Annotated in this window: 23 protein-coding genes; 17 read left to right on the plus strand and 6 right to left on the minus strand. The window is 59.8% G+C overall.

Going from position 1 to position 26,614, the window contains the following annotated elements; all coding sequences use genetic code 11:
- Positions 1–181: 181 nt before the first annotated feature.
- Complete coding sequence (locus BEN47_RS12870) at positions 182–1,168, plus strand: aldo/keto reductase (RefSeq protein WP_070728826.1); 987 nt, start codon at positions 182–184, stop codon at positions 1,166–1,168.
- A gap of 78 nt (positions 1,169–1,246) precedes the next feature.
- Here the strand turns inward: BEN47_RS12870 and BEN47_RS12875 are convergent, their stop codons facing one another.
- Positions 1,247–2,188: an isoaspartyl peptidase/L-asparaginase family protein gene (locus tag BEN47_RS12875; RefSeq protein ID WP_070728809.1), complete on the minus strand. Its 942-nt coding sequence runs from the start codon at positions 2,186–2,188 to the stop codon at positions 1,247–1,249.
- A 125-nt stretch (positions 2,189–2,313) separates the two neighbouring features.
- Between BEN47_RS12875 and BEN47_RS12880 the strand changes: the two genes are divergently transcribed.
- Positions 2,314–2,739 carry a DUF3127 domain-containing protein gene (locus BEN47_RS12880; RefSeq protein ID WP_070728810.1) on the plus strand — a complete coding sequence of 142 codons (426 nt, stop codon included), beginning with the start codon at positions 2,314–2,316 and terminating at the stop codon, positions 2,737–2,739.
- 106 nt (positions 2,740–2,845) lie between these two features.
- Complete coding sequence (locus BEN47_RS12885; RefSeq protein ID WP_070728811.1) at positions 2,846–3,472, plus strand: AlbA family DNA-binding domain-containing protein; 627 nt, start codon at positions 2,846–2,848, stop codon at positions 3,470–3,472.
- 403 nt (positions 3,473–3,875) lie between these two features.
- Here BEN47_RS12885 and BEN47_RS22180 read toward each other — a convergent pair whose 3' ends face one another.
- Positions 3,876–5,423 carry an alpha/beta hydrolase-fold protein gene (locus BEN47_RS22180; protein WP_239691597.1) on the minus strand — a complete coding sequence of 516 codons (1,548 nt, stop codon included), beginning with the start codon at positions 5,421–5,423 and terminating at the stop codon, positions 3,876–3,878.
- A 139-nt stretch (positions 5,424–5,562) separates the two neighbouring features.
- Here BEN47_RS22180 and BEN47_RS12895 point away from each other — a divergent pair, with 139 nt between their 5' ends.
- The 8 genes from BEN47_RS12895 (at position 5,563) to BEN47_RS12925 (ending at position 12,707) form a co-directional block, all read left to right on the plus strand.
- The gene (locus tag BEN47_RS12895; RefSeq protein ID WP_070728813.1) at positions 5,563–6,267 is read left to right on the plus strand and encodes an alpha/beta fold hydrolase; all 705 of its coding nucleotides are present in this window, start codon (positions 5,563–5,565) and stop codon (positions 6,265–6,267) included.
- 165 nt (positions 6,268–6,432) lie between these two features.
- Positions 6,433–7,542 carry an ATP-grasp domain-containing protein gene (locus BEN47_RS12900; protein ID WP_070728814.1) on the plus strand — a complete coding sequence of 370 codons (1,110 nt, stop codon included), beginning with the start codon at positions 6,433–6,435 and terminating at the stop codon, positions 7,540–7,542.
- Positions 7,543–7,633: 91 nt separating this feature from the next.
- Entirely contained in the window at positions 7,634–8,731 is a 1,098-nt protein-coding gene (locus tag BEN47_RS12905; protein ID WP_070728815.1) for a carboxylate-amine ligase, read from the plus strand.
- A gap of 124 nt (positions 8,732–8,855) precedes the next feature.
- Positions 8,856–9,680: a type 1 glutamine amidotransferase gene (locus BEN47_RS12910; RefSeq protein ID WP_070728816.1), complete on the plus strand. Its 825-nt coding sequence runs from the start codon at positions 8,856–8,858 to the stop codon at positions 9,678–9,680.
- 93 nt (positions 9,681–9,773) lie between these two features.
- Entirely contained in the window at positions 9,774–10,655 is an 882-nt protein-coding gene (locus tag BEN47_RS12915) for a hypothetical protein (protein ID WP_317039514.1), read from the plus strand.
- Positions 10,630–10,914 carry a hypothetical protein gene (locus BEN47_RS22695; protein ID WP_317039515.1) on the plus strand — a complete coding sequence of 95 codons (285 nt, stop codon included), beginning with the start codon at positions 10,630–10,632 and terminating at the stop codon, positions 10,912–10,914. The genes BEN47_RS12915 and BEN47_RS22695 overlap by 26 nt, the downstream gene beginning before the upstream one ends.
- A 58-nt stretch (positions 10,915–10,972) precedes the next feature.
- Entirely contained in the window at positions 10,973–11,647 is a 675-nt protein-coding gene (locus BEN47_RS12920) for a YkvA family protein (protein ID WP_070728817.1), read from the plus strand.
- Positions 11,648–11,837: 190 nt separating this feature from the next.
- Positions 11,838–12,707 carry a DUF1571 domain-containing protein gene (locus tag BEN47_RS12925; RefSeq protein WP_083322400.1) on the plus strand — a complete coding sequence of 290 codons (870 nt, stop codon included), beginning with the start codon at positions 11,838–11,840 and terminating at the stop codon, positions 12,705–12,707.
- A 129-nt stretch (positions 12,708–12,836) separates the two neighbouring features.
- Here the strand turns inward: BEN47_RS12925 and BEN47_RS12930 are convergent, their stop codons facing one another.
- Entirely contained in the window at positions 12,837–13,709 is an 873-nt protein-coding gene (locus BEN47_RS12930; protein ID WP_070728819.1) for an SDR family oxidoreductase, read from the minus strand.
- 185 nt (positions 13,710–13,894) lie between these two features.
- Between BEN47_RS12930 and BEN47_RS12935 the strand changes: the two genes are divergently transcribed.
- The 3 genes from BEN47_RS12935 (at position 13,895) to BEN47_RS12945 (ending at position 16,597) form a co-directional block, all read left to right on the plus strand.
- Positions 13,895–14,773: a Rossmann-fold NAD(P)-binding domain-containing protein gene (locus tag BEN47_RS12935; RefSeq protein WP_070728820.1), complete on the plus strand. Its 879-nt coding sequence runs from the start codon at positions 13,895–13,897 to the stop codon at positions 14,771–14,773.
- A 39-nt stretch (positions 14,774–14,812) separates the two neighbouring features.
- The gene (locus BEN47_RS12940; RefSeq protein ID WP_239691598.1) at positions 14,813–16,087 is read left to right on the plus strand and encodes a BaiN/RdsA family NAD(P)/FAD-dependent oxidoreductase; all 1,275 of its coding nucleotides are present in this window, start codon (positions 14,813–14,815) and stop codon (positions 16,085–16,087) included.
- Positions 16,088–16,150: 63 nt separating this feature from the next.
- Positions 16,151–16,597: a PA2169 family four-helix-bundle protein gene (locus BEN47_RS12945; protein WP_070728821.1), complete on the plus strand. Its 447-nt coding sequence runs from the start codon at positions 16,151–16,153 to the stop codon at positions 16,595–16,597.
- 136 nt (positions 16,598–16,733) lie between these two features.
- On the opposite strand, the gene BEN47_RS12950 is transcribed toward BEN47_RS12945, so the two are convergent.
- Both BEN47_RS12950 and BEN47_RS12955 read right to left on the minus strand, forming a co-directional pair.
- Positions 16,734–18,770: a DEAD/DEAH box helicase gene (locus BEN47_RS12950; RefSeq protein ID WP_083322402.1), complete on the minus strand. Its 2,037-nt coding sequence runs from the start codon at positions 18,768–18,770 to the stop codon at positions 16,734–16,736.
- A 413-nt stretch (positions 18,771–19,183) separates the two neighbouring features.
- Positions 19,184–19,378: a cold-shock protein gene (locus tag BEN47_RS12955; protein WP_035564390.1), complete on the minus strand. Its 195-nt coding sequence runs from the start codon at positions 19,376–19,378 to the stop codon at positions 19,184–19,186.
- A 156-nt stretch (positions 19,379–19,534) separates the two neighbouring features.
- Between BEN47_RS12955 and BEN47_RS12960 the strand changes: the two genes are divergently transcribed.
- From BEN47_RS12960 to BEN47_RS12970, 3 genes are read left to right on the plus strand one after another with little or no spacing between them, the layout of a single operon-like run.
- Positions 19,535–19,948, plus strand: a complete 414-nt coding sequence (locus BEN47_RS12960) for an acyl-CoA thioesterase (RefSeq protein ID WP_070728822.1) — start codon at positions 19,535–19,537, stop codon at positions 19,946–19,948.
- Positions 19,949–19,985: 37 nt separating this feature from the next.
- Positions 19,986–23,492 (plus strand): UvrD-helicase domain-containing protein, encoded by a 3,507-nt coding sequence (locus tag BEN47_RS12965; RefSeq protein WP_070728823.1) that lies wholly within the window; start codon positions 19,986–19,988, stop codon positions 23,490–23,492.
- Between the two features lie 58 nt (positions 23,493–23,550).
- A complete protein-coding gene (locus BEN47_RS12970; protein ID WP_070728824.1) occupies positions 23,551–24,903 on the plus strand; it encodes a leucine-rich repeat-containing protein kinase family protein in 1,353 nt (450 codons plus the stop codon).
- 38 nt (positions 24,904–24,941) lie between these two features.
- Here BEN47_RS12970 and BEN47_RS12975 read toward each other — a convergent pair whose 3' ends face one another.
- A complete protein-coding gene (locus BEN47_RS12975) occupies positions 24,942–26,285 on the minus strand; it encodes a M20/M25/M40 family metallo-hydrolase (protein WP_070728825.1) in 1,344 nt (447 codons plus the stop codon).
- Positions 26,286–26,614 lie beyond the last annotated feature (329 nt).

The following is a 26,614-nucleotide window of genomic DNA, read 5'->3' on the forward strand; positions in this document are numbered from 1 at the left end:
CAAGTTGGACTATAATCCGCAACTTGGGTTATTTAATAGGGAGCCCGCTCATCTTATGGATAAGCGGGCTCTTTTTGCTACCCAGCTGGCCTGCTTGCGTACGGTAAGTTTCGTACCGGGCTCCCGGGGCTTCCCTACAGCCGGCCGCTTTATCGTTTTTTCTTACCACAACCCCAACTTCATGAACTATCGCAAGCTTGGCAAGACGGGCTTTTCCGTTTCCGAAATTAGCCTGGGCACTTGGCAGGTAGGGGGAAAATGGGGCGACCCATTCAGCCACGCCAACGCCGACCACATCCTGAACGCGGCCGCGGACGCGGGCATCAATTTCATTGATACCGCCGATGTGTACAGCGACGGCGAAAGCGAAAAGGCCGTGGGCCGGCTGGTTCGCTCGCGTTCCGAGCAGATTCACGTGGCCACCAAATGCGGGCGGCGCCTCAACCCGCACGTGGCCGATGCCTACCAGCCCGCCGCGCTCCGCCAGTTTGTGGAAGATAGCCTGCGCCGCATGCAGCTCGACACCCTTGACCTTGTGCAACTGCATTGCCCGCCCACCGAGGTTTATTACCGGCCCGAAGTATTTGAGATGTTCGACCGGTTGCGGGAGGAAGGCAAAATCCAGCACCTGGGCGTGAGTGTCGAAAAAGTAGAGGAAGGACTAAAGGCCATCGAATTTCCGAACGTGACCACGGTGCAGCTCATTTTCAACATGTTCCGGCAGCGGGCCCCGGAGCTGCTCTTTAAGGAAGCGGCCCGCCGCGACGTGGGCCTGATAGTGCGCGTGCCCCTGGCCAGTGGCCTACTCACCGGCAAGTTCTCGGCCGACACCAGCTTCTCCGCCGACGACCACCGCAACTTTAACCGCAACGGCGAGGCCTTCGACAAAGGCGAAACCTTCGCGGGCGTTGATTATGAGACCGGTCTGGCCGCAGTAGAGGAGCTAAAAGCGGCCTTGCCCGACCAACCGCAACTTGCAGCCCTGGCCCTGCGCTGGATTCTGATGTTCGACGAAGTCAGCTGCGTAATTCCCGGAGCATCCCGGCCCGAGCAAATCATTTCCAATCTGCAGGCCGCCGACTTGCCCGCACTCACACAAGAGCAAATGCTGGCCGTGCGAGAAGTGTACGACCGCAAAATCAAGCCGCTGGTCCACTACACCTGGTAGCAGGCCAAGGCGCGGACTTTTGGTTATCCGTTGCTAGTTGTCAGAACGCTAACAACTACCAACCGACAACCAACAACCCTACTTATAAATGGCTATCATGGCCTCGCCCCCTTCGGTGCGGCTGCCGCGGTACATGCCATCGGAGTTGAAGGGCAAGGTCACGTTGCCGGCGGCGTCCACGGCAATTAGGCCGCCCTCACCGCCGTCGGGGCCCAGCTTGTCGTGCACCACCACGCGGCAGGCTTCTTCCAGGGAAAGGTTTTTGTACTCCATCAGGCACGCTACGTCGTAGGCCGCCACCGCCCGGATAAAATATTCGCCGTGCCCCGTGCAGCTGATAGCGCAACGGGCATCGGCCCAGGTGCCCGCCCCGATGAGGGGCGTGTCGCCGATGCGGGCGTAGCGCTTGTTGGTCATGCCGCCGGTGCTGGTGGCGGCGGCGAGGTGGCCGTGGGCATCGCGGGCTACGGCGCCCACGGTGCCTTTTTTCCAGTTGGGGTCCGGGGCCGCGGCGGGCGTGGCCTGGCTGTGGTCGAGGCGCATGCGGCCTTCGCGCAGGGCTTCCTGGAGTTGGTCGAAGCGGTGCTGGGTAAAAAAGTAGTCCGGCGGTTGCAGGGGCAGGCCGTGTTCGCGGGCCAGCTCGTCGGCACCGGGGTAGGCTAATAGCACGTGCTCGGTTTGGTCCATCACGAGGCGGGCGGCCCGGATGGGGTTTTGCACCTGGCGCACCCCGGCCACGGCCCCGGCCCGGCGGGTGTGCCCGGCCATGAGGGCGGCGTCCATCTCGTGGTGCCCTTCGTGGGTGAACACCGCGCCGCGCCCGGCATTGAACAACGGGCAGTCTTCGAGGCTGCGCACCACGGCTTCTACCGAATCGAGGGCGGAGGCGCCGTCGCGCAGCATGCCGTACCCCGTGTCGAGGGCTGCTTCGAGCGCGGAACGGTAGCGTTTTTCATCGGCCGGAAGCAGCGATGCGCGGGCAATGGTGCCAGCGCCGCCGTGGATTGCAAGAGCGAACATTCGGGAATAAAAATGTGAGGAATATTGGCCTCAAAGGTACTCCCGGGGAACGGGCAGCGGGCGGCTAGTGTTTTTTTTCGTAGGTTTGACCCTCAAGAATTCTAATCCCCAAACACCTTACTTTTATGGCATACGACGTAACCGGCCGGCTGCACGAAATATTTGACGAACAGCAGGTAAGCGAGAAATTCCGCAAGCGCGAGTTCGTGCTCGAAGTCCAGGACGGCCAGTATCCCGAGCATATTAAGTTTCAAATGGTTCAGGATAAAACCAGCCTCATCGACCCCTACAAAATGGGTGACGAGGTGAAGGTTACCTTCAACCTGCGCGGCCGTGGCTTCAACAAAAACGGCCAGATGCTGTACTTCACCAACCTAGAAGCCTGGAAGATTGAGGCTGCTTCGGGTGGCAATGGCGGCGGCGGCTTTGGCGGCGGCCAACAGCAGCAGGCGGCTCCCCGCCCGGCAGCTCAAAATCAGAACCCCACCTTGCGCGCTCAGCCTTCGGCGGCTCCCATCGCCAGCGACGACGACAACGACCTGCCTTTCTAGGCACCGTCTCGCTGGGGCTGCTTAATCAGCCTCAGTAGTTTCTCAAAAATGCCGCCTCCGTTTATCGGAGGCGGCATTTTTATTTGCAGCCTCCGTATAATGAGACATGGATTTAGTTGAGCTGATTGCGCGCGGCGAAGGCGAGGCGCTGGAATTCAAACAGAAAACCACCCACCCCTCTCGCATTTCCCGCACCCTAGTATCGTTGGCCAACACCCGCGGGGGCCAGGTGCTGGTGGGCGTCGACGATGCCGGCCGTATTGTGGGCGTCCGCGATGCGGAGGAAGAACTGTATGTGCTGCGCGAAGCTGCCCGGCATTACGTGGAGCCACCGCTCACCACTCTACAGTTCAAGGAATTGGAGGAGGATGGCCGCACCGTGCTGGTAGTCACCGTGCCCGAAAGCGCCAACAAGCCGCACCGCGCCCAGGTGGCTCCCGGCGACTGGCGCGGCTACGTTCGTGTGCGCAATGCCAGCGTGCAAACCAGCGGCCTCACCGAAAAGGTACTGGAACGCCAGCAGCCCGAGGCCCGCTTCGAAAATCTCCCGCTCACCAAGCAGGAGCTGGCCGTGCTGGAGTACCTGCGCACGCACCCGCGCATCACGCTGGGCCAGTACATGAAACTGGTAAATTTTGGCAAGCGCCGCGCCTTTCAAACCCTCATCAAGCTGGTGCTGCACGGCTACATCCGCCACCACGACAAGGAAAAAGAGCCGTATTATACTGTCTGAACCGCGGATTTATCGAATTCGTCGGATTTTGTGGGTGACTTCGTACTGGGCCATTGGCCTGGTCCCTTCGTGAGCCCATAGAAACGCAAAAGAGCCGCTCAATGAGCGGCTCTTTTGCTGGGTCGGCTGAGGAGTCGTCTCCGAAATCTGAATAATCCGATAAATCCGCGGTTCAGGCAAATTACTCTTGCTTGCGGGCGCGGGCAACTTTCTTTTCGTCCTTCTCGGCTTTTTTCTCTTTGGTGGTTTTGACGGGTTCTTTCTTTTTCTCTTTGCGGGCGTCCTGGGCTTTGGCCATGGTTGAAAAGAAGGGTTAGTTTAGTAAAAGCTAAGATGATGAAATGCCAACGCGCGAGGCGGCCGGTGTGTTGTGCCGGGCGAAGGTAGAAATTTTGCGGAAATCTCAAAGAATAGGCAGGTACCGCTCCCGAATGATGTTAAGGTGATGCAACTCGTGGCCGGGCACGATAAACAGCAGGGCCCGCACGGTGTTCGGCCCGCCATTGGCGGTGCCGCGGCGGTCCAGTTGCTCGTCGGTGAAACTGTTGAACAAGGCCAGGGTAGCGGCTCGGGTAGCCTCGTACTCTGACAGGAGGCTGGCCACGGAGCGGCTGTTTGCGCCGCTGAAAGCTACGTACTCGTCCTGGTCGAAGCCTGGCAAATCCTGGCTGTCGCCCCGGCCAAAGCGCATGGCGCGGTACCCGAACACGCGCTCGGAATCTATTTGATGCAGCAGCATTTCCTTAAGCGACCATTTGCCGGGGGCGTAGGATTTTTCAGCCTGCTCCTCCGTCAGGCCGGAAAAGAGTTCCTGAATGGCCTGAGTCTGGGTTCGCAGGGCTTCCCGCGGGTCGGTGCCTTCGGGCACGAGGTTGATGTAGCTGCCGGCGTAGTGCAGAAAGTCGCCATCGGCGGGGCGCGAAATGGGCATGACTGGTGTGTACAAATGAGAAATGAGGGAAACAGCAGGCGGCAACATTGCCCCCACCGGCGGCGCAAGCACAACGGGCGGCGCGGTAGCAGCAGCGGGAGCGGTGGGCGGCACAATGGCCGGGACCAGAGTAGGGTCGAGGTGCAGGCGCACCACGGGGAGCGGTGCCGGCAGCGCGGCGGTGCTGCCATCCTGCCCAAACGCCCAGGTCAGAAAATCGGGCATCACCCGGCCCCAGGTGTCGGGATGGTGATGGCCGCCTTCTACCTGCACGTAGCGAATGGCTTGGTTGACGTCCATTCCGCCCATTATGAGCGCATCAATCAGGTCGAGGCAGTCTTCCAAGGAGTCGATGACGCCGTTGTCGTTGCGGTCGTTGCGCTCGTCCAGCGTGCCGATTTGCAGCCAGAACCGGTGGCGGGGATGCGGCGGGCGGGCCTGCACCAGCCCGTGCATGATGCGGTCGGCGGGGGTGTAGCCGGCGCCCACAGCCCGGTGACGCCACCAGAACGAGCCGGAAAAAACGCCCGCCCGCTCAAAAGCTTCGGGATGATGCCAGACCACGTCAAAGGCCGAGAGGCCGCTCAGCGAAAAGCCCGCCATTACGGCGTGGGCGGGATTGGCCGATGCCTGGTACCGAGCCTGCGCAAAAGGCAGCAGCTCTTCCAGCAGAAAGCGGGAGTAGGCGCCGGCCAGGCTGCCGCGGCCGTTGAAGTCGGCGTACGCGGCAGTGCCGTATTCCTGCACGCGCTGCTCGTTGGCGTGCAAGGCCACCACCACGAAGGGGTGCACGGCGTGGGCAGCGTACAATTTATCGAGTGTGGCCTGAAAATGCAGGCGCTCCAGGTCCTGCCCATCGTTGAGGTACAGCACGGGATACTCGGGGCGGGCGGCTAAAGCGCCGGGCGGCAGCAGGATGCTTATCTCCACGTCGCGCGCCAAGAAGCTGGAGGCCAGAACTTCCCGTACTAATCGGGTGCCGGTGGGCATGGTCGGGGGGCTGGAAGCATCGGGAAGCATAAAACAAAGTAACGCCACCCGCCTGAGTTGGCGGGCAAGTGGCCCCGAAACCGGGCGAATATGGCGAGCCCGTTATTTTTTACTAGTTTGCCGTACAGGGCACTAGTCTCTCAGCCCTTCACCTTCATTCGCCCTCCCCGTGCACGAACAACACCGTCGTTTTTACTCGCACCACCTCGGCCAGGATATTGACATGCTGGTTTTCGGCACCTGGGGTTTTCCCGTGGTCATTTTCCCCACTTCGGGGGGCCACGACAACGAAGCCCGTGACTTTAAGCTCATCGAGGCGGCCCGCCCCTTAATAGAAGCCGGCCGCGTCAAGCTATTCTGCATCGACAGCATCGACCGGTTTTCGTGGTACGCCAAGCACCTGCACCCTTCCGTTCGGGTGAAGAACCACGGGTTCTACGACCAGTTTTTGAGCGACGAGCTGGTGCCCATGCTGCAGCAGGAATGCAACGTGGACAAGATTGGCGTGGCCGGCTGCAGCTTTGGCGGCTACCAGGCGCTGAATTTTGCCTTCCGCCACCCCGACCAGGTTGCGCACCTCTTTACCATGGGCGCCGCATTCGACATCCGGCAGTTTATGGACGGCTACCACGACGACAATGTGTACTTCAACAACCCGCCCGAGTACCTGCCCGGCGCGCAGAGCGAGCATTTCCACTGGATGAATATCATCCTGGGCACGGCGGAGCACGACTTCTGCAAAAATTCCACCTTCGACATTTCCCGCATCCTGAGCGAGAAAGGCATCGGTTACACACTGGACGTGAAGCCCTTCGGCGACCACGACTGGCCCGTGTGGCGCGAAATGTTCCCGCAGTACCTCAGCACGATTTAGGCGTCATCGGGCAAGCGGGCACACGGCGGCTTTTGCGGGGCTGCCTCGCGCCCATGCTGCGCGCACCAGAGCCGGACACACCGCACCGCGCTTGCCGGTAGCCAGGCCCTTGCTGCCGTTCCACCCTCTTATTCATCCCCTTACCACACCCAAGCACCCTTTGCAATGAAAAAAATCGGCATTCTTTTCGGACAGGAAAACACCTTCCCCCAGGCATTTATCGACCGCATTAATCAGAAAGCCCCGGAGGGCATTATGGCGGAGTTTGTGAAAATCGACCAGGTGGAGCAGCACGTGGCTCCAGATTACGCGGTTATCGTCGACCGGATTTCGCAGGACGTTCCGTTTTACCGCGCTTACCTCAAAAACGCGGCCCTCATGGGCACGGCCGTCATCAACAACCCATTCTGGTGGTCGGCTGATGAAAAGTTCTTCAACAATGCCCTGGCCGTGCGCCTTGGCGTGCCCGTGCCCAAAACCTTGCTGCTCCCCAGCAAAGAGCGGCCCACGGACACTTCCGAACGCAGCTTCCGCAATTTGTCGATGATGGAATGGGAGGCGGCCTTCCAGCACATCGGTTTCCCAGCCTACATGAAGCCCCACTCGGGCGGCGGCTGGAAAAGCGTGTACAAACTGAATTCGCCCGACGACTTTTTCCGCGCCTACGCCGAAACCGGCCAGCTGGTGATGCTTTTCCAGGAATCCATCGACTTCACGGACTACTTCCGCTGCTACTGCATTGGCGGTACCGAAGTGCTCATCATGCCCTACGAGCCCCGCAACGAGCCGCACCTGCGCTACGCCACCGAGATGAAAACGACCGGTGAGGCCGGCGAAAAGCTGCTCGCTACCATGAAGGAGTACGTGCTGAAGCTCAACGAAGGCCTCGGCTACGACTTCAACACGGTGGAATTTGCCGTGCGCGACGGCATTCCCATTGCCATCGACTTCGGCAACCCGGCCCCCGACGCCGACATCAACTCGGTGGGTGAGCAGAACTTTGAATGGGTGGTGGAAGCCGCGGCCAACATGGCCATTGCGCGCGCCCAAGCCCAGAAACCCGGCCAGGACAACCTGACCTGGGGCACGTTTGTGCACCCGCACCGCGCCGCCGGGCACGACACCCACTTCACCGTGGCCAAACCAGCCGCCGCCAAGAAGCCCGCCGCCAAAGCCGCGCCCAAAGCTGCACCCAAGGCGGCGGCCGCTCCTAAAAAAGCCGCCACGGCCAAAGCCCCCACCGCCAAAAAGCCCAAAGCTGACAAGGCCGGGTAGCAGCACCTTAAATTCTGGCGGTCCGGCGCGTGGGCTCACGCGCCGACCATTGGTTACTTCTTCTCGCAATCAGCTCACTCCGTCTATGGCTATGCCCACGTTTACCCTCGGCATCGAGGAAGAATTTCAAACCATTGACCCCGAAACCCGGGAGCTCCGCTCCCACCTGTCGCAAATAGTGGAGGGCGGCCGCGTGACCCTGCACGAGCAGGTGAAGGCCGAAATGCACCAGGCGGTGGTGGAAGTGGGCACCAATATTTGCCACAACATTGAGGAGGCCCGCACCGAGGTGTTTCACCTGCGCCGCCAGGTAATGGAGCTGGCCGATAAGCAAGACCTGAAGATTGGCGCCGCCGGCACGCACCCGTTTTCCCGGTGGCAGGACCAGCCCATCACGCCCGACGTGCGCTACGACAAAATTGTGGAGGAGCTGCAGGAAGCTGCCCGCTCCAACCTGGTTTTTGGCATGCACGTGCACGTGGGCATCGAAAACCGCGAGATTGGCGTGTACATGATGAACACGCTGCGCTATTTCCTGCCGCATTTGTTTGCGCTCAGCACCAACTCCCCCTTCTGGGAAGGCCGCGAAACGGGCTACAAGTCCTTTCGCACCAAGGTATTTGAGCGGTTTCCACGCACGGGCATTCCGGGCTACTTCCACAGCGCCAGCGACTACGACGAGTTTTTGCAGCTGCTCATCAAGACCGGCTGCATCGACAACGGCAAGAAAATCTGGTGGGACATTCGCCTCCACCCGTTCTTCGACACCATCGAATACCGGATTTGCGATATGATGATGCGGGCCGACGAGACCATTGCCGTTGCCGCCGTCATGCAAGCCCTGGTGGCGAAAATTTACAAGCTGAAGTCCCAGAACCTGAATTTTCGCGTTTACCGCAGCGCCCTCATCAAAGAAAACAAGTGGCGCGCCGCCCGCTACGGGCTCGACGGCAACATGATTGACTTCGGCAAGCAGGAGGAAATCCCCACCCGCCAGCTGATTTTGGAGTTGCTGGACTTCGTGGACGACGTGGTGGACGACTTAGGCAGCCGCCACGAGGTAGAATACGTACTGAAGATGATGGAGATGGGCACCGGCGCCGACCGCCAGCTTCGGGTGTTTCGCGAAACCGGCGACTTGAGCAAGGTGGTCGACTATATTCTGGCCGAGACTTCCCACGGCCTGTAAACAAATTACCTTTGTGGAGGCAACGCCCGCCGTCCGGTTGGCGTTGCTTCTTTTTTTATCTGGGCTACTGCTCAACTTTTTTTTATTTGCCAGCCCGGCCGGCTGTTACCCCTGTTGCTTTATTATGGATACTATTCGCATTGCCATTCTGGATATGTATAACAACGCGCCGAACGAAGGCATGCGCTGCATTCGGCAGCTGCTGGTTCGCGGCGCCGCCGAAAACGGCCTGCCTTTCCAGGTGGACACCTTTAACGTGCGGGCCGAAAACGCCCTGCCCGACCTGGGGTACGACTTATATATTTCGAGCGGCGGGCCCGGTAGCCCCTTGCCCTCCGATGAGGCCTGGGAGCCGCGCTACTTTGCTTTCATCGATTCCCTGCTGGCCCACAACCGCACTTCTGACCAGAAAAAGCACCTGTTGCTCATCTGCCACTCCTTTCAGCTGGTGAGCCGGCACCTGGGCGTGGGCGAAATTAGCCGGCGCAAGTCTACTTCGTTCGGCGTGCTGCCGGTGCACCTCACCCCTGCCGGCCACCACGAGCCCGTGCTGCAGGGCCTCGGGGACCCGTTCTTTATTGTTGATTCGCGGGATTACCAACTCACCCAGCTCAATGAAGCCCGGCTGGAAGAACTGGGCGCCGAGGTGCTGTGCCTGGAGAAAGACCGGCCCCACGTGCCCCTGGAGCGCGCCGTGATGGCCATTCGCTTCACGCCGGAAGTCTTCGGCACGCAGTTTCACCCCGAAGCCGACGGCGAAGGCATGCTCCGCTACATGCTCACCGACGAGCGCAAGCAGCAAGTAGTAACTACTTACGGCGTCGATAAGTACGAGGAAATGGTGCACCTGCTGGCCGACTCCGAAACCATTGAACGGACCGAATCGGTCATCGTACCCACTTTTTTGCGACGTGCCCTGGCCCAGTTGGGTCAACTCACGGCTGCGTAAGTCCCGCCCGCGCGGCCACCAATCCTTCGCGTTATGATTCCGGAACACCGCCTCACGTTCAACGCCGCGTTTAGCCCGGCCACCTACCAAGCCATGCTGGCCGACATTGACCAGCAATTGCCGGGACAGCTCGATTTTCGGGTGGCGGAGACGCCTGTTTTTGTGCCCGCCGGCCTGCGTGATAAACTAATTGCGGCCGGCGAAAGCATCATTAACGTAATTGAGCGGCCGGATTTCAAGGAATTAACCGAAGGTGCCATTCCACCGCACCAGCGCGTGCCCAACGAAGACGACCGCCCTGAGTTTCTCACCTTTGATTTTGCCGTTTGCCGCGACGAAAACGGCGAATTGGAACCGCAATTAATCGAAATGCAGGGGTTTCCGTCCCTGTATGCCTTCCAATCCTGGCTCCCCGGCGAATTTCGCCGGCACTACCCTATTTCCGATGCAGTCAGCCCGTTTATTGAGGTGGCTGATTTTGATTCCTATCAGGAGCAGATGCGTCAGTTTATTCTGGCCGGCGAACCAGCTGAGCAGGTTATTTTATTGGAGCTATTTCCAAAAAAGCAGAAAACGAGAATTGATTTCTTTTTATCTAATCAATTATGGGGTGTTAAAGCCGTCTGCATCACGCAGATACAGCGTGTTGGGCGGGAATTATTTTACGAGAATAACGGCGAATTAATTAAAATAAAACGAATTTATAATCGTGTTATTTTTGACGAATTAGCCCAGCATCCCGAGCTCAATTTGTCCTTTGATTTAACGCAGGACGTTGACGTAACCTGGGTGGGGCATCCCAATTGGTTTTTCCGCATCAGCAAGTACACTTTGCCGCTGCTGCAAGGCCCGTTTGTGCCGCCCAGCCACTTTTTGTCGGCGCTCACCACCTACCCCGAAGACCTGCACAATTACGTGCTCAAGCCCTTGTTTTCCTTTGCCGGCGCGCGTGCGCCTGCACGTAACCGCCGCTGAACTGGATGCCTTACCGGACAAACAGAATTTTTTGTTGCAGCGCAAAGTGGTGTACGAGCCCGTCGTGCAATCGCCCGACGGCTTGGTGAAAAGCGAGATTCGCCTGCTTTATATCTGGCCCAAAGACACGGCCCGGCCCCAACTCCTCACGGGCTTATGCCGGTTGAGTCGAGGCGAGATGATTGGCGTTGACTTTAACAAGGACAAAGACTGGGTGGGTGGCACGACGCCCTTTTTTGAGCGGAAAGCCGGAAGCTGAACAACGCGAAGGATTCGTTGCGCGTAATGCGGAGCTGACTCATCCCCGTTTTCTCTCCATGTCTTCATTTACCGACAAAGGCCTTAAAATTTCCAAGAACGTTTTGTTTAACGTCTTCATAGGCCGCGCCACAAAGCTGCTGGGCACTCCTTTCAAAGTAGTAACCATCCTCAATGAGGCGGCTGATAAGCTAGCGGATAAAGGCAGCAAGACCAATAAATTCAGGCAGCTTTTCGACGTTGCGCTTACCCTCGTGCGCATGGTGCGCAGTTTTATCAGCGGCGATTACCGCGACATTTCCAAGAGCACCGTGGTGACGGGCCTGGCGGTACTGCTCTACGTGCTGTCGCCCATCGACCTCGTCCCCGATTTTATTCCCGTAGTAGGATTTCTGGATGACCTGAGCTTAATTGGTTGGTTTATGGGGCATTTCTCCACGGAAATCACCCGCTTCCGTACTTGGGAAGCGCTGGCCGGGGCCAGTCTGCCATCGAGCGCGCAGCCCCTGCTCAGCCCGACGAAGCCGCCCAACCCGCCTTGGGCGACGCCGAGCAGCCCAGCGTTGCGGAGCTGGGCCATTCCTAGAAAGCGCCACGGCAGGCAAGGCCTTAATAAAGGGCCTGGGCCTCGGCAGTTCTTATTCATCGTGCGTGAAAACCGCTGTATTTGCAAATATCGCCGGGCTGCCTGTACTCCACTACAGCACATTTCAAATTCTACTCAAGCGGGTTGAGCACCCATACAGCAGTGCAGTGCAGTCGGCTGTATGACCGTTCGACCTGTCCCCGTATTTTCATGGCGTGGAAATTGATTAGCTGACTGTCTTTGACAGTCCGGCTACAGATTTCACTTTACTGGTTTGAATTAACAAATTATTGCAGCCGATAATTTAATCTACCTAATTTTCTTCTGCATCCCTATTTATGCTGGCTTTATTTCTGTTCACTGCAAGTCTATTTCGCGTTGTATTTCCCCTCGGGGCTTTGGCATTGGCCGATGCTTCGGCTCCCGCGCCGCCCACCCTCTCCACTGAGCAACTCACGAGCCGTCTCAGCAGCGCCATTGAAACCCTGAAAACGCTGCGCTGCAACGTAAAAGCGCAGGAGCGGATTGGCTCCGGCATCAACCGGGCCCAGAGCATTATGAAAATCAGCTACAAGCCGTTGCGGATTTACATTAAAAACCAGAAAGGGGTTGAGGTGCTGTGGGTAAGCGGGCAGAACGGGGGCGACGCGTGGGTGTATCCCGCCGCCTTTCCCTACATCACCATCAGCCTGGACCCCAATGGCAAGCTCATGCGGGGCAACCAGCACCATACCGCGCTCCAGGCCGGATTTGGTACCATCTCCGACCTGCTGAGTACCACTGGTCTGCGCCAGAACGATGCTTTCAGCCGCTCCTTCCGCTACACTGGCGACACCACCATCCTCGGCCGCACCAGCCACGTGCTGCGCTCCGACTACCCCCAGTTTCGCTACGTGAGCTATAAAGCCGGCAGAAACGAGACCATCGCCACGGTGGCCGACCGGTTTGGCTGCGGCGAATACCGCGTTATTGAGCGCAACGGCCTCACCATCGGCGATAAGATTCCGGAAGGCAAGGTGCTGCAAGTGCCCAATGCCTACGGCCGCCGCACCACCGTCTGCGTCGACCCCAAAACGTATTTACCCACCATGGTGCAGGTAAATGACGACAAAGGGTTATTCGAAAAATTTGAATTTTCGGACGTTGTAATCAACCAATCTATTCCGTTGGAAGAATTCAGTAAAGACTACAAGGGATATAAGTTTTAAATGAGGCGTAATAAAACGTCTGTCATCCTAAGCACAGCGAAGGACCTTATCACCGCATGAAGACAGTTGCACGGTGATAAGTCCTTCGCTGTGCTCAGGATGACAATTACAAATAATTATTACGCTCCTCTACCGGCGCATGGTTTTCTCTATCTGGTCCCACATATCGGGAGTGAGCATTTCCAGCTTGTTGAATTCGCCGGCCCCATTGAGCCACTCGCCGCCGTCGATGGTCACCACTTCGCCGTTAACATAGGCCGAGAAGTCAGAAATCAGATACGCGGCCAGATTGGCCAGCTCCTGGTACTGGCCCACGCGCTTGAGCGGCACGCTGGCGGCGGGGTCGAGCTTGCTGGCCAGTGGCTCCGGAAAGAGCCGGCTCCACGCGCCCTCGGTTGGAAACGGGCCGGGGGCAATGGCGTTGGAGCGGATGCCGTACTTGGCCCATTCCACCGCCAGCGAACGAGTGATGGCGAGTACTCCCGCCTTCGCCGCCGCCGAGGGCACCACAAAAGCAGAGCCAACAGAAGCGTAGGTGGTGACGATATTGAGGATGGTTCCGGGCTTTTTGTCAGCAATCCAGCGCTTGCCCACGGCCAGGGTGCAGTTGTAGGAGCCACGCAGCACAATGTCCACTATCACATCAAACGCCTTGTGCGAGAGCCGCTCCGTGGGGCTGATGAAGTTGCCCGCCGCGTTGTTCAGCAGCACGTCCACGCCGCCAAACTCCTGAATGGTGCGCTCCAGCATGGCTTCTACTTCGTCGTACTTGCGCACATCGCAGGCAATGGCCAGCACCTTGCCCCCGGTTTGCTGCCGAAGCTCCTCGGCTGTTTTCTGCAATACCTCCAGCTTGCGGCTGGTAATGGTCACATTGGCACCCAACTCAAGAAAATAGGTGGTCATGGCCCGGCCCAAACCGGTGCCGCCACCGGTAACGATGACGGTTTTGCCAGCTAGGGCGTTGTCGCGTAGCATGGGCTGCGTATAGGGAGTGTTCATGCGGAAAAACAGGTGTAGGGTGTGAAAAAGCGGGCTGGCCCGCTGGCCGAAGGTACAAGCCCGCCGGTGCGCAAGTCAACCAAGCCCGTCTGTAAATGAACATAATTATCTCAGCCCTAAATATAGTATTACCCATTTTATTCGCACCTTCGTGCTGCTTAACTCTACAAACGCATATTTCTTCTATGACCAGTTCCGTTTCCGCAGCTTCTGCGGGCACTGCTTCGGGCGCCTCCTCCCCCACTGTGTTAGTGCTCGGGTGCGGCTGGTTGGGCATGGCCCTGGCTCGCTCGCTGGCCGCCTCCGGGCATCCGGTACTTGGCACCACCACCACGCCCGGCCTCCTGCCCACCATGGAAGCCGCGGGAATAATGCCTCATTTATTGCAATTGGGCACCGATTTCAGTGCTTCCGGTGAAGCCCAGCTCCTGCAATTGCTGCAGCAAGCCGATGTACTCGTTCTGAACGTGCCGCCCCGCGCGGCCTCGGCGGGCACCTACCCCGCCCTGCTGCGGCCCGTGCACCGGGCGGTGGCGGCGGCAGGCACCAAGCATGTGCTATTTGTGAGCTCCACCAGCGTGTACCCCGATGAAGCGCGCGTGATGCGCGAAGGCGATGCGATGAGCACCCGCGACGCGGCCTCCGACGTGCTCCGCGCCGAAGGCCACTTTGTGCCCCGCTACGGGCAGTGGAAAAGCACGGTGGTGCGGTTGGGAGGCCTCATCGGGCCCGACCGGGCGCCCGGCCGCTTCCTGGCCAGCCGCCGCGACCTGGCCAACGGCAATGCGCCCGTCAACCTGCTGCACCTCACCGATGCCGTGGGGGTGCTCTCGGGCATCATCAAACACGAGGCCTGGGGGCACACCTTCAATGTGTGCGCGGCCCAGCACCCACTGCGGCGGGTGTTTTACCCCAGCGCCGCCGCCTATCTGCAGCTGGAAGCGCCCACGTTTAAGGAAGAAAAAGGGGTGAGCGGCAAAATTGTTGACAGCGAGCTGGTCCGCCGCGTGGTGCCCTACCAATTCCAGCACGACGACGTGCTGGCGGCGCTGGCCTACTGCTAGGCCGGCCGGCAGCCCGCCGTCCTGCCGTACCTTTGCGCTGTGAAAATTGATGCTGCTCAACCCCTCGTGGCCGTGCTCGGCGGCGGGGCGGCTGGTTTTTTTGGGGCTATTGCCTGCGCCGAAGCCAACCCCACGCTTCAGGTAGTACTACTTGAAAAAACGGGCAAATTCCTCGGCAAAGTGCGTATTTCGGGTGGCGGGCGCTGCAACGTGACCCACGCCTGCGACACAGCCGCCCAGCTGGTGGCGCACTACCCCCGCGGCAGCAAGCAGCTCAAAGCCGCGTTCCAGCAGTTTGGAGTGGCCGATACCATTGCCTGGTTTGCCAAGCGGGGCGTGCAGCTCAAAACCGAGGCCGATGGCCGCATGTTTCCTACTACCGACTCCAGCGAAACCATTGCCCAAGCCCTGGAAGAAGCCGCGCGGCGGGCCGGCGTACGCCTGCTGCCCAATGTTGGGGTCGATGAAGTTCAGGCCGCCACCACCGGGGGCTTCGCCTTGCAGCTCAGCGGCGCCGGCACGGCCCAGCACGGCCGCACGCTGCACGCCACGCGCCTGCTCATTGCCACCGGCGGCAACCCCAAAAGCGCCAACTACGACTGGCTGCGCGCCCTGGGCCACACCGTGGCCGAACCCGTGCCGTCGCTCTTCACCTTCAACGTGCCCAACTCCCCCCTCAGCGAGCTGATGGGTGTGAGCGTGCCGCAGACCCGGGTGGTATTGGCCGGCGAAAAGCTGCAGTATGAAGGCCCGCTGCTGGTTACGCATTGGGGCGTGAGCGGACCGGCGGTGCTCAAGCTCTCGGCCTGGGGCGCCCGGCGGCTGAACGAGCTGGGCTACGTGGGCACGGCTCTGGTGAACTGGACTCCCACGTTTACGGAAGAAACCCTACGCACCTGGCTGCAGCAGTTCCGCCAGGAAAACGGCAAGAAAACCGTGGCGGCCAATCCCCAATTCAGCTTACCACAGCGCCTGTGGCGCAGCCTCACCGAGCAGGCCGGCGTGGCCGCAGATACGCGCTGGAGCGACTTACCGGCCAAAACCCAAAACCGCCTGCTGGAGCTCCTGCTGCGGTACCCGCTGGCCGTGCGCGGCAAAACCACCTACAAAGACGAGTTCGTGACCTGCGGCGGGATTTCCCTTGATGAAATCGACCTGAAAACCATGGAGAGCCGCCGCATGCCGGGACTGCATTTCGCGGGCGAAGTCCTCGACATCGACGGCATCACCGGCGGCTTCAACTTCCAGGCGGCCTGGACCACGGGCTTCCTGGCCGGCCAGGCGCTGGCGGCGCCGGTTGCCGCCGGGCTGTAACCTTAGCTGCGGGCAGAGAGTAAAACAGGTAGTAATTTTTCAACTTTACTTACTCCCTTTCCAATGGAAGCCAAAGCCACCCAAGCCCTGCTCAACGAATTGGTAGAAACCCTCAAAGACGGTCAGAATGGCTACGCCGACGCCATGACCGACGTGGAGGACGCCAAGCTCAAAGAAACCTTCAGAAAATACGCGGCCCAGCGTTCGGAGTACATCACCGAAATTGAGGACCAGATGTTCAAGCTGAACCTCAAGCCCGACGAAAGTGGTTCGGTCACGGCCACCGTGCACCGCGCCTGGATTGACTTGAAAGCAGCACTCACCAGCAAAGACAGCACGGCCGTGCTCAACGAGTGCGAGCGCGGCGAAGACTACGCCGTAAAAGCCTACCAAACCGCCCTTAAGGCTCAGGACTTGCCTTCCACCGTGAAATCGGTGATTGAGAAGCAGTACCAGGGCGTAAAGGAAGCCCACGACACCATCAAAGCCCTGCGCGATTCGTCGAAGTAATTCTTCGAATCGACTTCGTATTCAACAAAAAAGCCGCTCAAATTGAGCGCTTTTTTGTTGAATAACCTATTATAATTTCACCTAAACAGCCACTGCTGGGTAATCCAAACGATTTATCGAATAATTATTGAGTTGACTATTCGTCGAAGCTCTCGTTGCGGGGAGCGCGGGGCTCGGGGCGCGTGTCATACTCGCGGGGCGTACCGTAGCTCGGCTTGTTGCCGTAGCTGGGCTTATCGCCGTAGCTGGCTTTGTTGCCGTAGCTGGGCTTGTTGCCGTAGCTGCTGCCACCTTCGCGGTTGCCATAAGCTGGCTTGTTGCCGTAGCTGGGACGGTCGCCGCCATCGCGGTTGCCTTTGTAGCCACCGCCGTAGCCGCTGCCACCTTCGCGGCGCTCGCCACCGCCGTAGCTGCTGCCACCGCGGTTGCCGCCTTTGTAGCCGCCACCGTAGCTGCTGCCGCCTTCACGACGCTCGCCGCCGCTGAAGGGACGACGCTCACGGTCGCCGCCGAAGCCGCCGGGACCACCGCCGCCGGTGCGGTTGAAGCCTTCCTCTTTAGCTGCGCCCTCCTGCACGGGAGTCGCAATGCTGAAGCTAACCGGAGTGCCCTGGATGCTGGTGCGGCCCAGTTTGCCCACAATCTCATCGGCATATTCCGAAGGGACTTCCACAAAGCTGAACTTGTCGTAGAGGGCGATGTCGCCCACTTTGGCACCGGTCAGATTGCTCGACTCCGAAATCAGGTCCACGATGTCGCGGGGGTGAATCCGGTCCTTCTTGCCCATGGTCACGAACAAGCGAGTGTAGCCGGGGCGCGCCTGGCCGGCGGCCTTGCTGGCGTCGAGGCTCTGCTGAGCACTCTTGTCCTCTTTCATGGTCATCTTGAGCAGCGCGGCGGCGATGTCGAGCGAGGTAATTTCCTCGCTTTGGTCGAGCAGGCGCTGCACGCGGCCCACGTATTTCTCCAGGTTGCCCTTCTCCACGATTTCCTTAATCTGGTTCAGGAACAGCGTGGTTTTCACTTCCGACACGTCGGCAAACGACGGCACCTGTTCCAGTTTAATCTGGGCCTTGGTGAAGCGCATGATGTCGCGCAGCTTGTAGATGTCGCGGCCGCTCACAAACGTGAAGGCTTTGCCCGACTTGCCAGCCCGGCCCGTGCGGCCAATGCGGTGCACGTAGTATTCTTCGTCGGCGGGCAGGTCGTAGTTGAATACAGCCTCCACGTTGTCCACGTCGATGCCGCGGGCGGCTACGTCGGTCGCTACCAGCACTTCAATGGTGTTCTTGCGGAATTTGTCCAGCGTGTTCTGGCGCTGCTGCTGGCCCATGTCGCCGTGCAGGCCTTCGGCGAAATAGCCTTTGGCTTGCAGGTCCGACACGATTTCGTCTACCATGCGCTTCGTGTTGGCGAAAACGATGGTCGACTTCAGGTTGTACATGTCGAGGATGCGGGTCAGCACGTCCTTTTTCTGGGGGCCGCGCACCTCAAAATAGCTCTGCTCGATGTTGGTCACCGTCATCGTCTGGTGGTTCACCTTCACTACCTGCGGGTCGCGCTGGTACTTCTTGGTGAGCTCCATGATGGGCTTGCTCATCGTGGCCGAGAAGAACACCGTCTGGCGCTCCTTCGGCATCTTGCTCAGAATGAACTCAATATCATCACGGAAGCCCATGTCGAGCATTTCGTCGGCTTCGTCCAGAATGATTTTGGTGGTGTTCTCCAGCTTCAGGGTGCCACGCTCAATGTGGTCCATGATGCGGCCGGGCGTGCCGATAACAATCTGCACACCGCGCTCCAGAGCGCGGAGCTGCCGGTCGTAGGGGCTGCCGCCGTAGATGGGCACGACCATCAGGCCGCGCTTATACTTGCCCAGCTTCTGGATTTCACCCGACACCTGCACCGCGAGCTCGCGGGTGGGGCAGAGCACCAATACCTGCACGTCTTTGCTCTCGGTATTGATGTTGTCGATGGCGGGAATGGAGAAGGCAGCAGTTTTGCCGGTACCCGTCTGGGCCTGGCCGATAACGTCTTTGCCGGCGAGTAGCACGGGAATGGCAGCAGCCTGAATGGCCGAGGCTTCCTCGTAGCCCATCTCGGTGATGGCGCGTTGTACTTCCTCGGAGAGGTTCAGTTCGTCAAAACGAACTACAATTTTTTCAGCTTCCATAAATGTGGAAAAAGGTAAAGGGGTAAGAGACTCGCTCCGAAAACAGCCGTACTCAGCGACGTTTCCCCTCCTTCTACCTTGTCACAATCAGGCGGGAAAAACAACCAAAAAACTATGCGGCCAATGCGTTATGCCCCTCTTAGGCTTGCGCGGACTTAGGGCCGTCCTCAAATGCGGGTGCAAAGGTAGGGTTTTTATTTGGGAAAAGCTAGCAAATATTTTAGAACGTCATGCTGAGCGGAGCCGAAGCATCTTGCGTGCATTAGTAATTCAATCGTAGAAAAAGGATTACTACCACATGCGAGATGCTTCGGCTCCGCTCAGCATGACGTTCTTTTGTTCTGTCTCTCCCCACCGGGCACAAAAAAAGCCCGCCAAAGGCGGGCTTTCTTATTTACAAAGTCAAGGCAGGACTAAACCAGCGATACTTTAACAGCGTTCGGGCCTTTTTTGCCCTGAGCTACTTCAAATTGAACTTTGTCGTTTTCGCGAATCGAGCTTACTTGCAGGTCGCTGATGTGTACGAAAATGTCTTCGCCAGTTTCGTCGTTTTTGATGAAACCAAAGCCTTTGGTCTCATTAAAGAATTTTACCGTTCCGGTGGGCATGGTGGTTGTGTTGTGGTTTCGCTAAGCTTTTGGGCCACCGTGGCTTGATTTCTTAGGTTGCGTCAAAGATAGGAAGAAATTCCAAATGACCAAGCCGATAGATATTTTTTTGAATGGATGCCGACCTTTGCTTGGTCTCCTCCTTACCTATACCGTATGCTCGACGCGCCCGCCCACGCTTTTTCGCACGAATTTCAGGTACCCGACAGCGCCATTGATGCGCTGGGCCACGCCAATAACGTGGAATACGTGCGCTGGGTGCAGGATGTGGCGGGGGCTCATTGGCTGAGCATTTGCCCGGTGGAATTTCAGGAGCAGATTATCTGGGTGGTGCGCGAACACCGGATTCGCTACCTGCAACCGGCCTTTGCGGGCGAAACGCTGCGGGCCACTACCTGGGTAGGCGAAACCAGCGGAGCCACGTCGCTGCGCTACAGCCGCCTCACCCGCGCCGACGATGGCGTGCTGCTGTGCGAGGCCGAAACCACCTGGGTGCTGCTCGACCCGAAGAGCGGCCGGCCGGTGCGCGTGACGGCCGAGATGGTGAGCTGGCTCGCCGTGCCGCGCTAATATGCCAACCCTTACTTACGCTACCGACTCAACCCCCATGCCTGCTTCCTTCCGCATCTACTCCTCTTCTGCCGGCTCCGGCAAGACCTACCAACTAACAAAAGAATATTTGCTGCTGGCGCTGGGCAATGATGACCCGGCGTATTTCAAGCACGTACTGGCCATCACGTTTACCAACGATGCGGCGGGCGAGATGAAGCACCGCATTGTGGACGCGCTGCGGGATTTTGCTTACCCCAAAGAGGGGAAGACGGATGAGTTGCTGGCTGAGGTGGCAGCAGAATTACGGCTACCAGCTGCCGAAGTGCGGAGGCGGGCGGCAGCCACGTTCCGGCTGGTGCTGTACCACTATGCCGATTTTGGGGTGAGCACGATTGACTCATTCGTGCAGCGGATTGTGACGGCCTTTACCCGCGAACTGGGCTTGCCGGCTACGTTTGAGGTGGAGCTGGATACCGATGCGGTGCTGCAAAGTGCCGTGGCCGCGCTGCTGGACAAGGTGAACCGCGACCCAAACAGCAAGCTGCTCTCGCAGACGCTGGCGGAATATGCGCTGGGGCAGGCCGACGAGGGCAAAAGCTGGAGCCGGCTGCCGGAGGAGCTGGCGGGCTTTGGCCGGGTGCTTTTTAATGAGACGGTGCAGGAGGCGGTGGCGCAGCTGGGCAAGCTGAGCCTGGCCGATTTCCGGCGGTTGGACAAGCAGATACGGGCGCGGCGGCTGGAGATTGAGGCGGCCTTTGCGCAAACGCAGGAGGTGGGCGCGGCGATTTTAGAGCAGGCTGGTGTGAGCGTGGACGACCTGTACTACGGCAAAACCGGCATTGGCCAATACGTGCAGAAAGGCGTGGCGCTGCTGCAAGCCGATGGTGCGCCGAACAGCTACGTGCGCAAAACCCTGAACGAGGATAAGTGGCACGGCGGAAAAATAAAATCGCCGGCTGACAAGTCCCGCGTGGATACGGTATGCGAGCCGCTGACGGCCCTAATGGCCACACTGGACAACATGCGCGCCGAGTATTTGCCGAACTACACGCTGCTGACGGCCATGCAGCCGTACCTGTTTCATGCCTCGCTGCTGAGCGAGCTGAACAAGCTGGTAGAGCAAATCAGCCTGGACCGCAACGTGGTGCTGATTTCGGAGTTTAACCGGCGCATTGCCAGCGTTGTGCTCACCGAGCCGGTGCCGTTTTTGTATGAGCGGCTGGGCGAGCGGTACGAGCACATTTTGATTGACGAATTCCAGGACACGTCGGTGCTGCAATGGAACAACCTGCTGCCGCTGGTGGAAAACACGCTGGCCAACGGGCATTCCAGCCTGGCGGTGGGCGACGCCAAGCAGGCGATTTACCGGTGGCGGGGCGGTGAGATGGAGCAAATCCTGCGGCTGCACCAAGGCGATACGGCCGCGCTGGTGGCACGGGCCCGCGACGAGGAAATGCGCGAGCTGCTGCGCCTACGCTACGAAACGCTGGACCCGGCCCTGCAGGCCCGGGCCTTGCAGATGAACTACCGGTCGGCGCGGGAGATTGTGGATTTCAACAACTCGTTTTTCGAGGCGGTGAGTGGGCGGCACGCGGAGCTGGGGCTGGTGAGCGGGATTTATGACGCGCATTTTGGGCAGGAGGTGCCTTTATCACCATCTGCGGTTACCTCACCCCCCGGCCCCCTCTCCTCAGGAGAGGGGGAGCCAGTCAACATCTTGATTGAATCGTCAGGCTCCCCCTCTCCTGAGGAGAGGGGGTTGGGGGGTGAGGTGAGCGGCCACGTCGAACTCCTATTTACCCAAAAAGATACCCCGGCCCTACGCTACAGCGCTGCAGAAGGCGCTTACACCACCGAGCCTCTCCCCGGCCATGCCGCCGATACGGTGCTGAGCTACGACGAAAGCACGTGCTACCTGACGCTGCAGCTGGTGGAGCAGGCCCTGCGCGACGGCTACCAGCTGGCCGACGTGGCGGTGCTGTGCCGCACGCGCTACGCCAGTAAAATCATTGCTAAATTTCTCAAGGAGCGGGGATATGCCATTATCTCGGCCGATTCGCTGGCACTGGAGTTTGCGGAGGTCGTGAACCTGCTGGTGAGCATGCTGCGGGTGCTACACCAGCCGGCCGATACGCTGGCGCGCGCCGAAGCCCTGCTGCTGGTAGACCGGGTGGTGCGGGGCCTGGCTCCTACCCCGGCCCGGGCCCGGCACATTGCCGAAATAGCCAACGAGCACCACGGCAAGCCCTTTTTTGACGAGCTCCGGCAATTGGGGTACGATGTGCGGGAGGACGAAACGGGCAACCTGGGCCTGTACGAGCTGGCCGAGCGGCTGCTGAACCTGTTCGGACTGCTGGGCCGCAACGGGGAAAGCGACTACCTGTTCCGCTTCCTGGATTTGACGCTGGAATACAGCCTGAAATCCGGCAACAACCTCGGCAACTTCCTCACGCATTGGGAGGAGCGCAAGGGGCGCATCAGCATCAACGCGCCGGGCGGGCGCGAGGCCATTACCATCACCACGGTGCACAAGGCCAAGGGGCTGGCGTACGGCGTGGTCATCGTGCCCTTTGCCGACTGGAGCCTGGAGCCGCACCGCGGCACCCTACTCTGGGGCCACCTGGAAGCGCAGGACAAGCCCCTGGCAGCCATGCCGGACGTGGCCGTGGTGAGCCTCAACAAAGGCATTCAGCAAACAGCCCTGGGCCCGCAGTACGACGAAGAGCGGGAAAAAACCTTTCTGGAAGGGCTCAATACCCTGTACGTGGCCTTTACCCGGCCGCGCCACCGGCTGTACGTCATCAGCAAGCGGTCCGAGGCAAAAAAAACCACCAAGGGCAGTGACGACGCGGTGGCCGGTGCGTTCCTGGGCCTGGCCCGCAACGTGGCCGACCTGCTGCACGGCTACCTGCTGGGCCGCGGCGAGTGGCAGGAGGAACAAGTGTCCTTCGTCCTATCAAAAGGCACCCCTGCCGCAAAAAAACGCAACCCTCAACCCTCAACACCCAACACTTATACATTAACCAACCTGGAATCGGCCCCGTGGGAAGACCGGCTGAAACTGCGCCGCCACGCCACTACCCTCTTCGATTTTGATGAGCAGCAGGCCCAAGGCGAGTGGGACCGCAAGCTGCACTATGCCCTGCGCCGCCTGCTGACGGCCGCCGACGTGGGCCGCGTAGCCAGCCAGCTCGTGGCAGAAGGCATACTGGGAGCCCGCGAGCGGCCGGCGCTGGTCGAAAGCCTCGAAACCCTGGTGCGCGACCCGCGCCTGGCGCCCTACTTCGCGCCCCATCTGAGCGTGGAAACGGAGCGGGAGATTCTGGTGGGCGGCGTGAAGCTGCGCGACTACAAGCCCGACCGCGTGGTGCTGGCCCCGTCCCTGGAGGAGCACAACCGCACGGGTGGGCGGGTCACGCTGCTGGACTTCCGGCTGCCGCCGCCGCAGGAAAAGCACAAGCGGCTGCTGCGCAACTACGCCACCTTATTTGAGGAGCTGGGGTATGCCGAGGTGCGGGGCCTTATTTATTACTTCGGCACGAGGGAAGTGGTGGAGGTGTGAGGCTATCCGGGCGGGCTGAGAGCGACGCCCTGGGCCTTCGTTCCCGACCTTTGCGCCCATGCATACCTTAGAACAACTGCGCTCCGGCAAGCTAGCGGGCACCCAACGCCTGGATTTGGCCGAGGGACTAACCGAATTTCCCCGGGAAATTCTGGACCTAGCCGATACGCTGGAGGTGCTTAACCTGACGGGTAACGCCCTGAGCACCTTGCCCGACGACCTGGGCCGGCTGCGGAAGCTGCGCGTGCTCTTTTGCTCCAACAATCAATTTACCGAAGTACCTGCCGTGCTGGGCCAGTGCCCGCAGTTGCGCATGGTGGGCTTCAAGGCCAACCGCATTCGCACGCTGCCCGCGGCGGCTCTCCCGCCGGCGCTGCGCTGGCTCATCCTCACCGACAATCAGTTGCAATCCATCCCCTGGGAGATTGAGGCGTGTTCGCAGTTGCAAAAGCTCATGCTGGCCGGCAACCAGCTGCGGGAATTGCCCGACAGCCTGGCCGCCTGCACGCGGCTGGAGCTGTTGCGCATTGCCGCCAACCAGCTTACAGCGCTGCCCGAGTGGCTGCTGCGCATGCCGCGGCTGGCCTGGCTGGCCTACGCCGGCAACCCGTTTGCGGAGCCGGCGCAGGCGGCATCGCTGGCGCAGCACCCCATCGGCAGCATAGACTGGAGCCAGCTGGAGCTGGAGCAGCAGCTGGGCGAGGGAGCGTCGGGCGTAATCCACCAGGCCCGGCTGCACCGGCCGGGGAATGCTTCGGAAGCTGTAGCCGTGAAGCTATTTAAAGGGGCCCTGACCAGCGACGGCTTGCCGCAGAGCGAGATGGCGGCCTGCATCAGCGCTGGCGCGCACCCCAATCTTATCGGCCTCATTGGCAAAGTGAGCGAGCCGGCCGCCAAGGCCGAAGGCTTGGTGTTGGAGCTGATTAGTCCGGCCTTTGGCAACCTGGCCGGCCCGCCCAGTTTCGAAACGTGCACGCGCGATGTGTATGCCGCCACCGCGTCGTTTGGGCTGGAAACGGTGCTGCGCACTGCTACCGGCATTGCGGGCGCAGCGGCGCATTTGCACGCGCAGGGCATCCTGCACGGCGATTTGTACGCGCACAACATCCTCGTCACCGCAACCGGCGAGGCGCTACTGGGGGATTTCGGAGCGGCGTGCTTTTTCGACACCCAACACCCCCAGCCAGGACAGGCCCTGCAGCAGCTGGAAGCCCGGGCTTTTGCCTGCCTGCTGGAAGAGCTATTGGAGCACTGCGTAGCGCCCGCTTCAAGCGCTACCACCGTAGCGGCGCTGTGGGAGCTGCAACGGCGGTGCGCCCAGCCAGAAGTTGCAACGCGGCCGTTGTTTCCAGAGATTTATGATACCATGCTCGGCCTCCAACTTACGATTTCGGGGGAAGTTGCGGCTTAACTCCTGCGATAATCTGGCTACCGCGTTATCCTGCGCTGCTACTTGCCGTTTGCTGTTTCGGGCGCAATGCGGGTGGGAGTTTGCTGGCCGGCCACGATGCCGCTGGCGCTCTGGGCAATGGCTTGGATGATGGCCGTCATGTTGGGCAGATTCAGGCTTTCGACCTCGTCGTTGACGGTGTGGTACAGCTTGTCGTCCGGAATCTGGTCGCTGCTGATGGTGTGGGCCGGCACGCCGAGCTTGGCCAGCGTGGCATTGTCGGAACGGTAGAACAGGTTCTGGGCGGGGTACGGGTCGGGCTCGAAGCGGAACCTGCTGCCTTCCAAATTGACCTGGAGGAGCTTGCCGAAGTCGGATTTTTCGAAGCCGGTGATGAAGGCCGTGTTGGGACCAAACTTGGCGACTTTGCCTATCATTTCAATGTTGAACATGGCCACGATATGGTTGGGGTCGAGCTGTTTCGAAAAATGCTGAGCGCCGAAGCCGCCTACTTCTTCTGCCGCAAATGCTGTGAAGATGAGCGGGCGGGCGTTGTCGTTTTTCTGCTTGAAGTACTCAGCCAGGGCCACCACGGCGGTGGTGCCGCTGGCGTCGTCGTCGGCACCGTTGGCAATGGAGTCGCCATCAAGCGGCTTCACGATGCCCAAATGGTCGTAATGACCCGAAAACACCACCTTTTCGCGGCTGCGGGCGGTGTCACGGCCGGGCAGCAGGCCCACCACGTTGCGCAGCTCCACGGTGCGCTGGTCGGTTGTTGCCCGCACTTGAAACTTGAAATCCTTGCTCGCGGCGGGGGTCATTAGCACAACGCTAGAGTACGCGTTGCCCGCCTGGGAAGTGCGCATGCGCGGCTGCAGCATGAAATTGCGCAGGTTCTTGAACGTTTCGGCGTGCGCGGGGTCGAGCAGCACCAGCAGGTTCTGGCTGGGGCGCGTGATGCGCCGGGCAATTTTCATGGGCTTCTGGTCAGGACCGATGGTGAGAATTTCCAGGGCCGGCGTGTGGTTAGTCCATTCCAGCTGGGCCTGGGTGGTGAAGACCAGTAGCTGCGCCGCCGGCACAGCCGTGCCGTTCAGGCTCGCGCTCATCGCCCCTACGGCCGTTTCGTACACCGGAAAAATCTGCTCGAAACCAGTGGCGCCTGGCAAGGGCTGCAACCCAATGCGTTGGAATTCGGCAGCCAGAAACTGTGCCGCTTTGAGACCACCGGGCTGCCCGGTGCCCCGGCCCTGCATATCGTCGGCGGCCAGGGCATTTACCACGCGCGCCACGGTCACGGCCGATACCAGCGGGCCGGTGGGGGCCTTGCTTTTTTTGCGCTTTTGGGCAGCGCCAGACAGGGTGGCCAGCACCAGGACCAAGGTGAGCAGGTTGCGTTTCATAGAATCAATAAAAGCCGGCAAGGAAACTTTAGGGGCATAAACCGGGGCTGAAGCGCCGCGCTCCCTGGCGCAAACTTAAGGACGATACGGATGAATAAAAATGGGCCGATGCGCCACTTTAGTGGCCAGTAGCTACGGCAGGACATTGCATTCACGGCCTGTGTTTCCTGACCCGGGCGTTGGCCGTTAGCCGGTGGGCAAAAGAAATCAAGTGCTTTTAATCTGCACACTAGAGCGGTTCCCAGGTTGGCGTACATGTTTTGATTTATCTTTCCGGGATGCAAGCGTATTCTCAGGACCTGCGTGAGCGGGTGATGGCGGCCCGCCAA

Source organism: Hymenobacter lapidarius, from assembly GCF_001816145.1.
Classification (GTDB): Bacteria; Bacteroidota; Bacteroidia; order Cytophagales; family Hymenobacteraceae; genus Hymenobacter; species Hymenobacter lapidarius.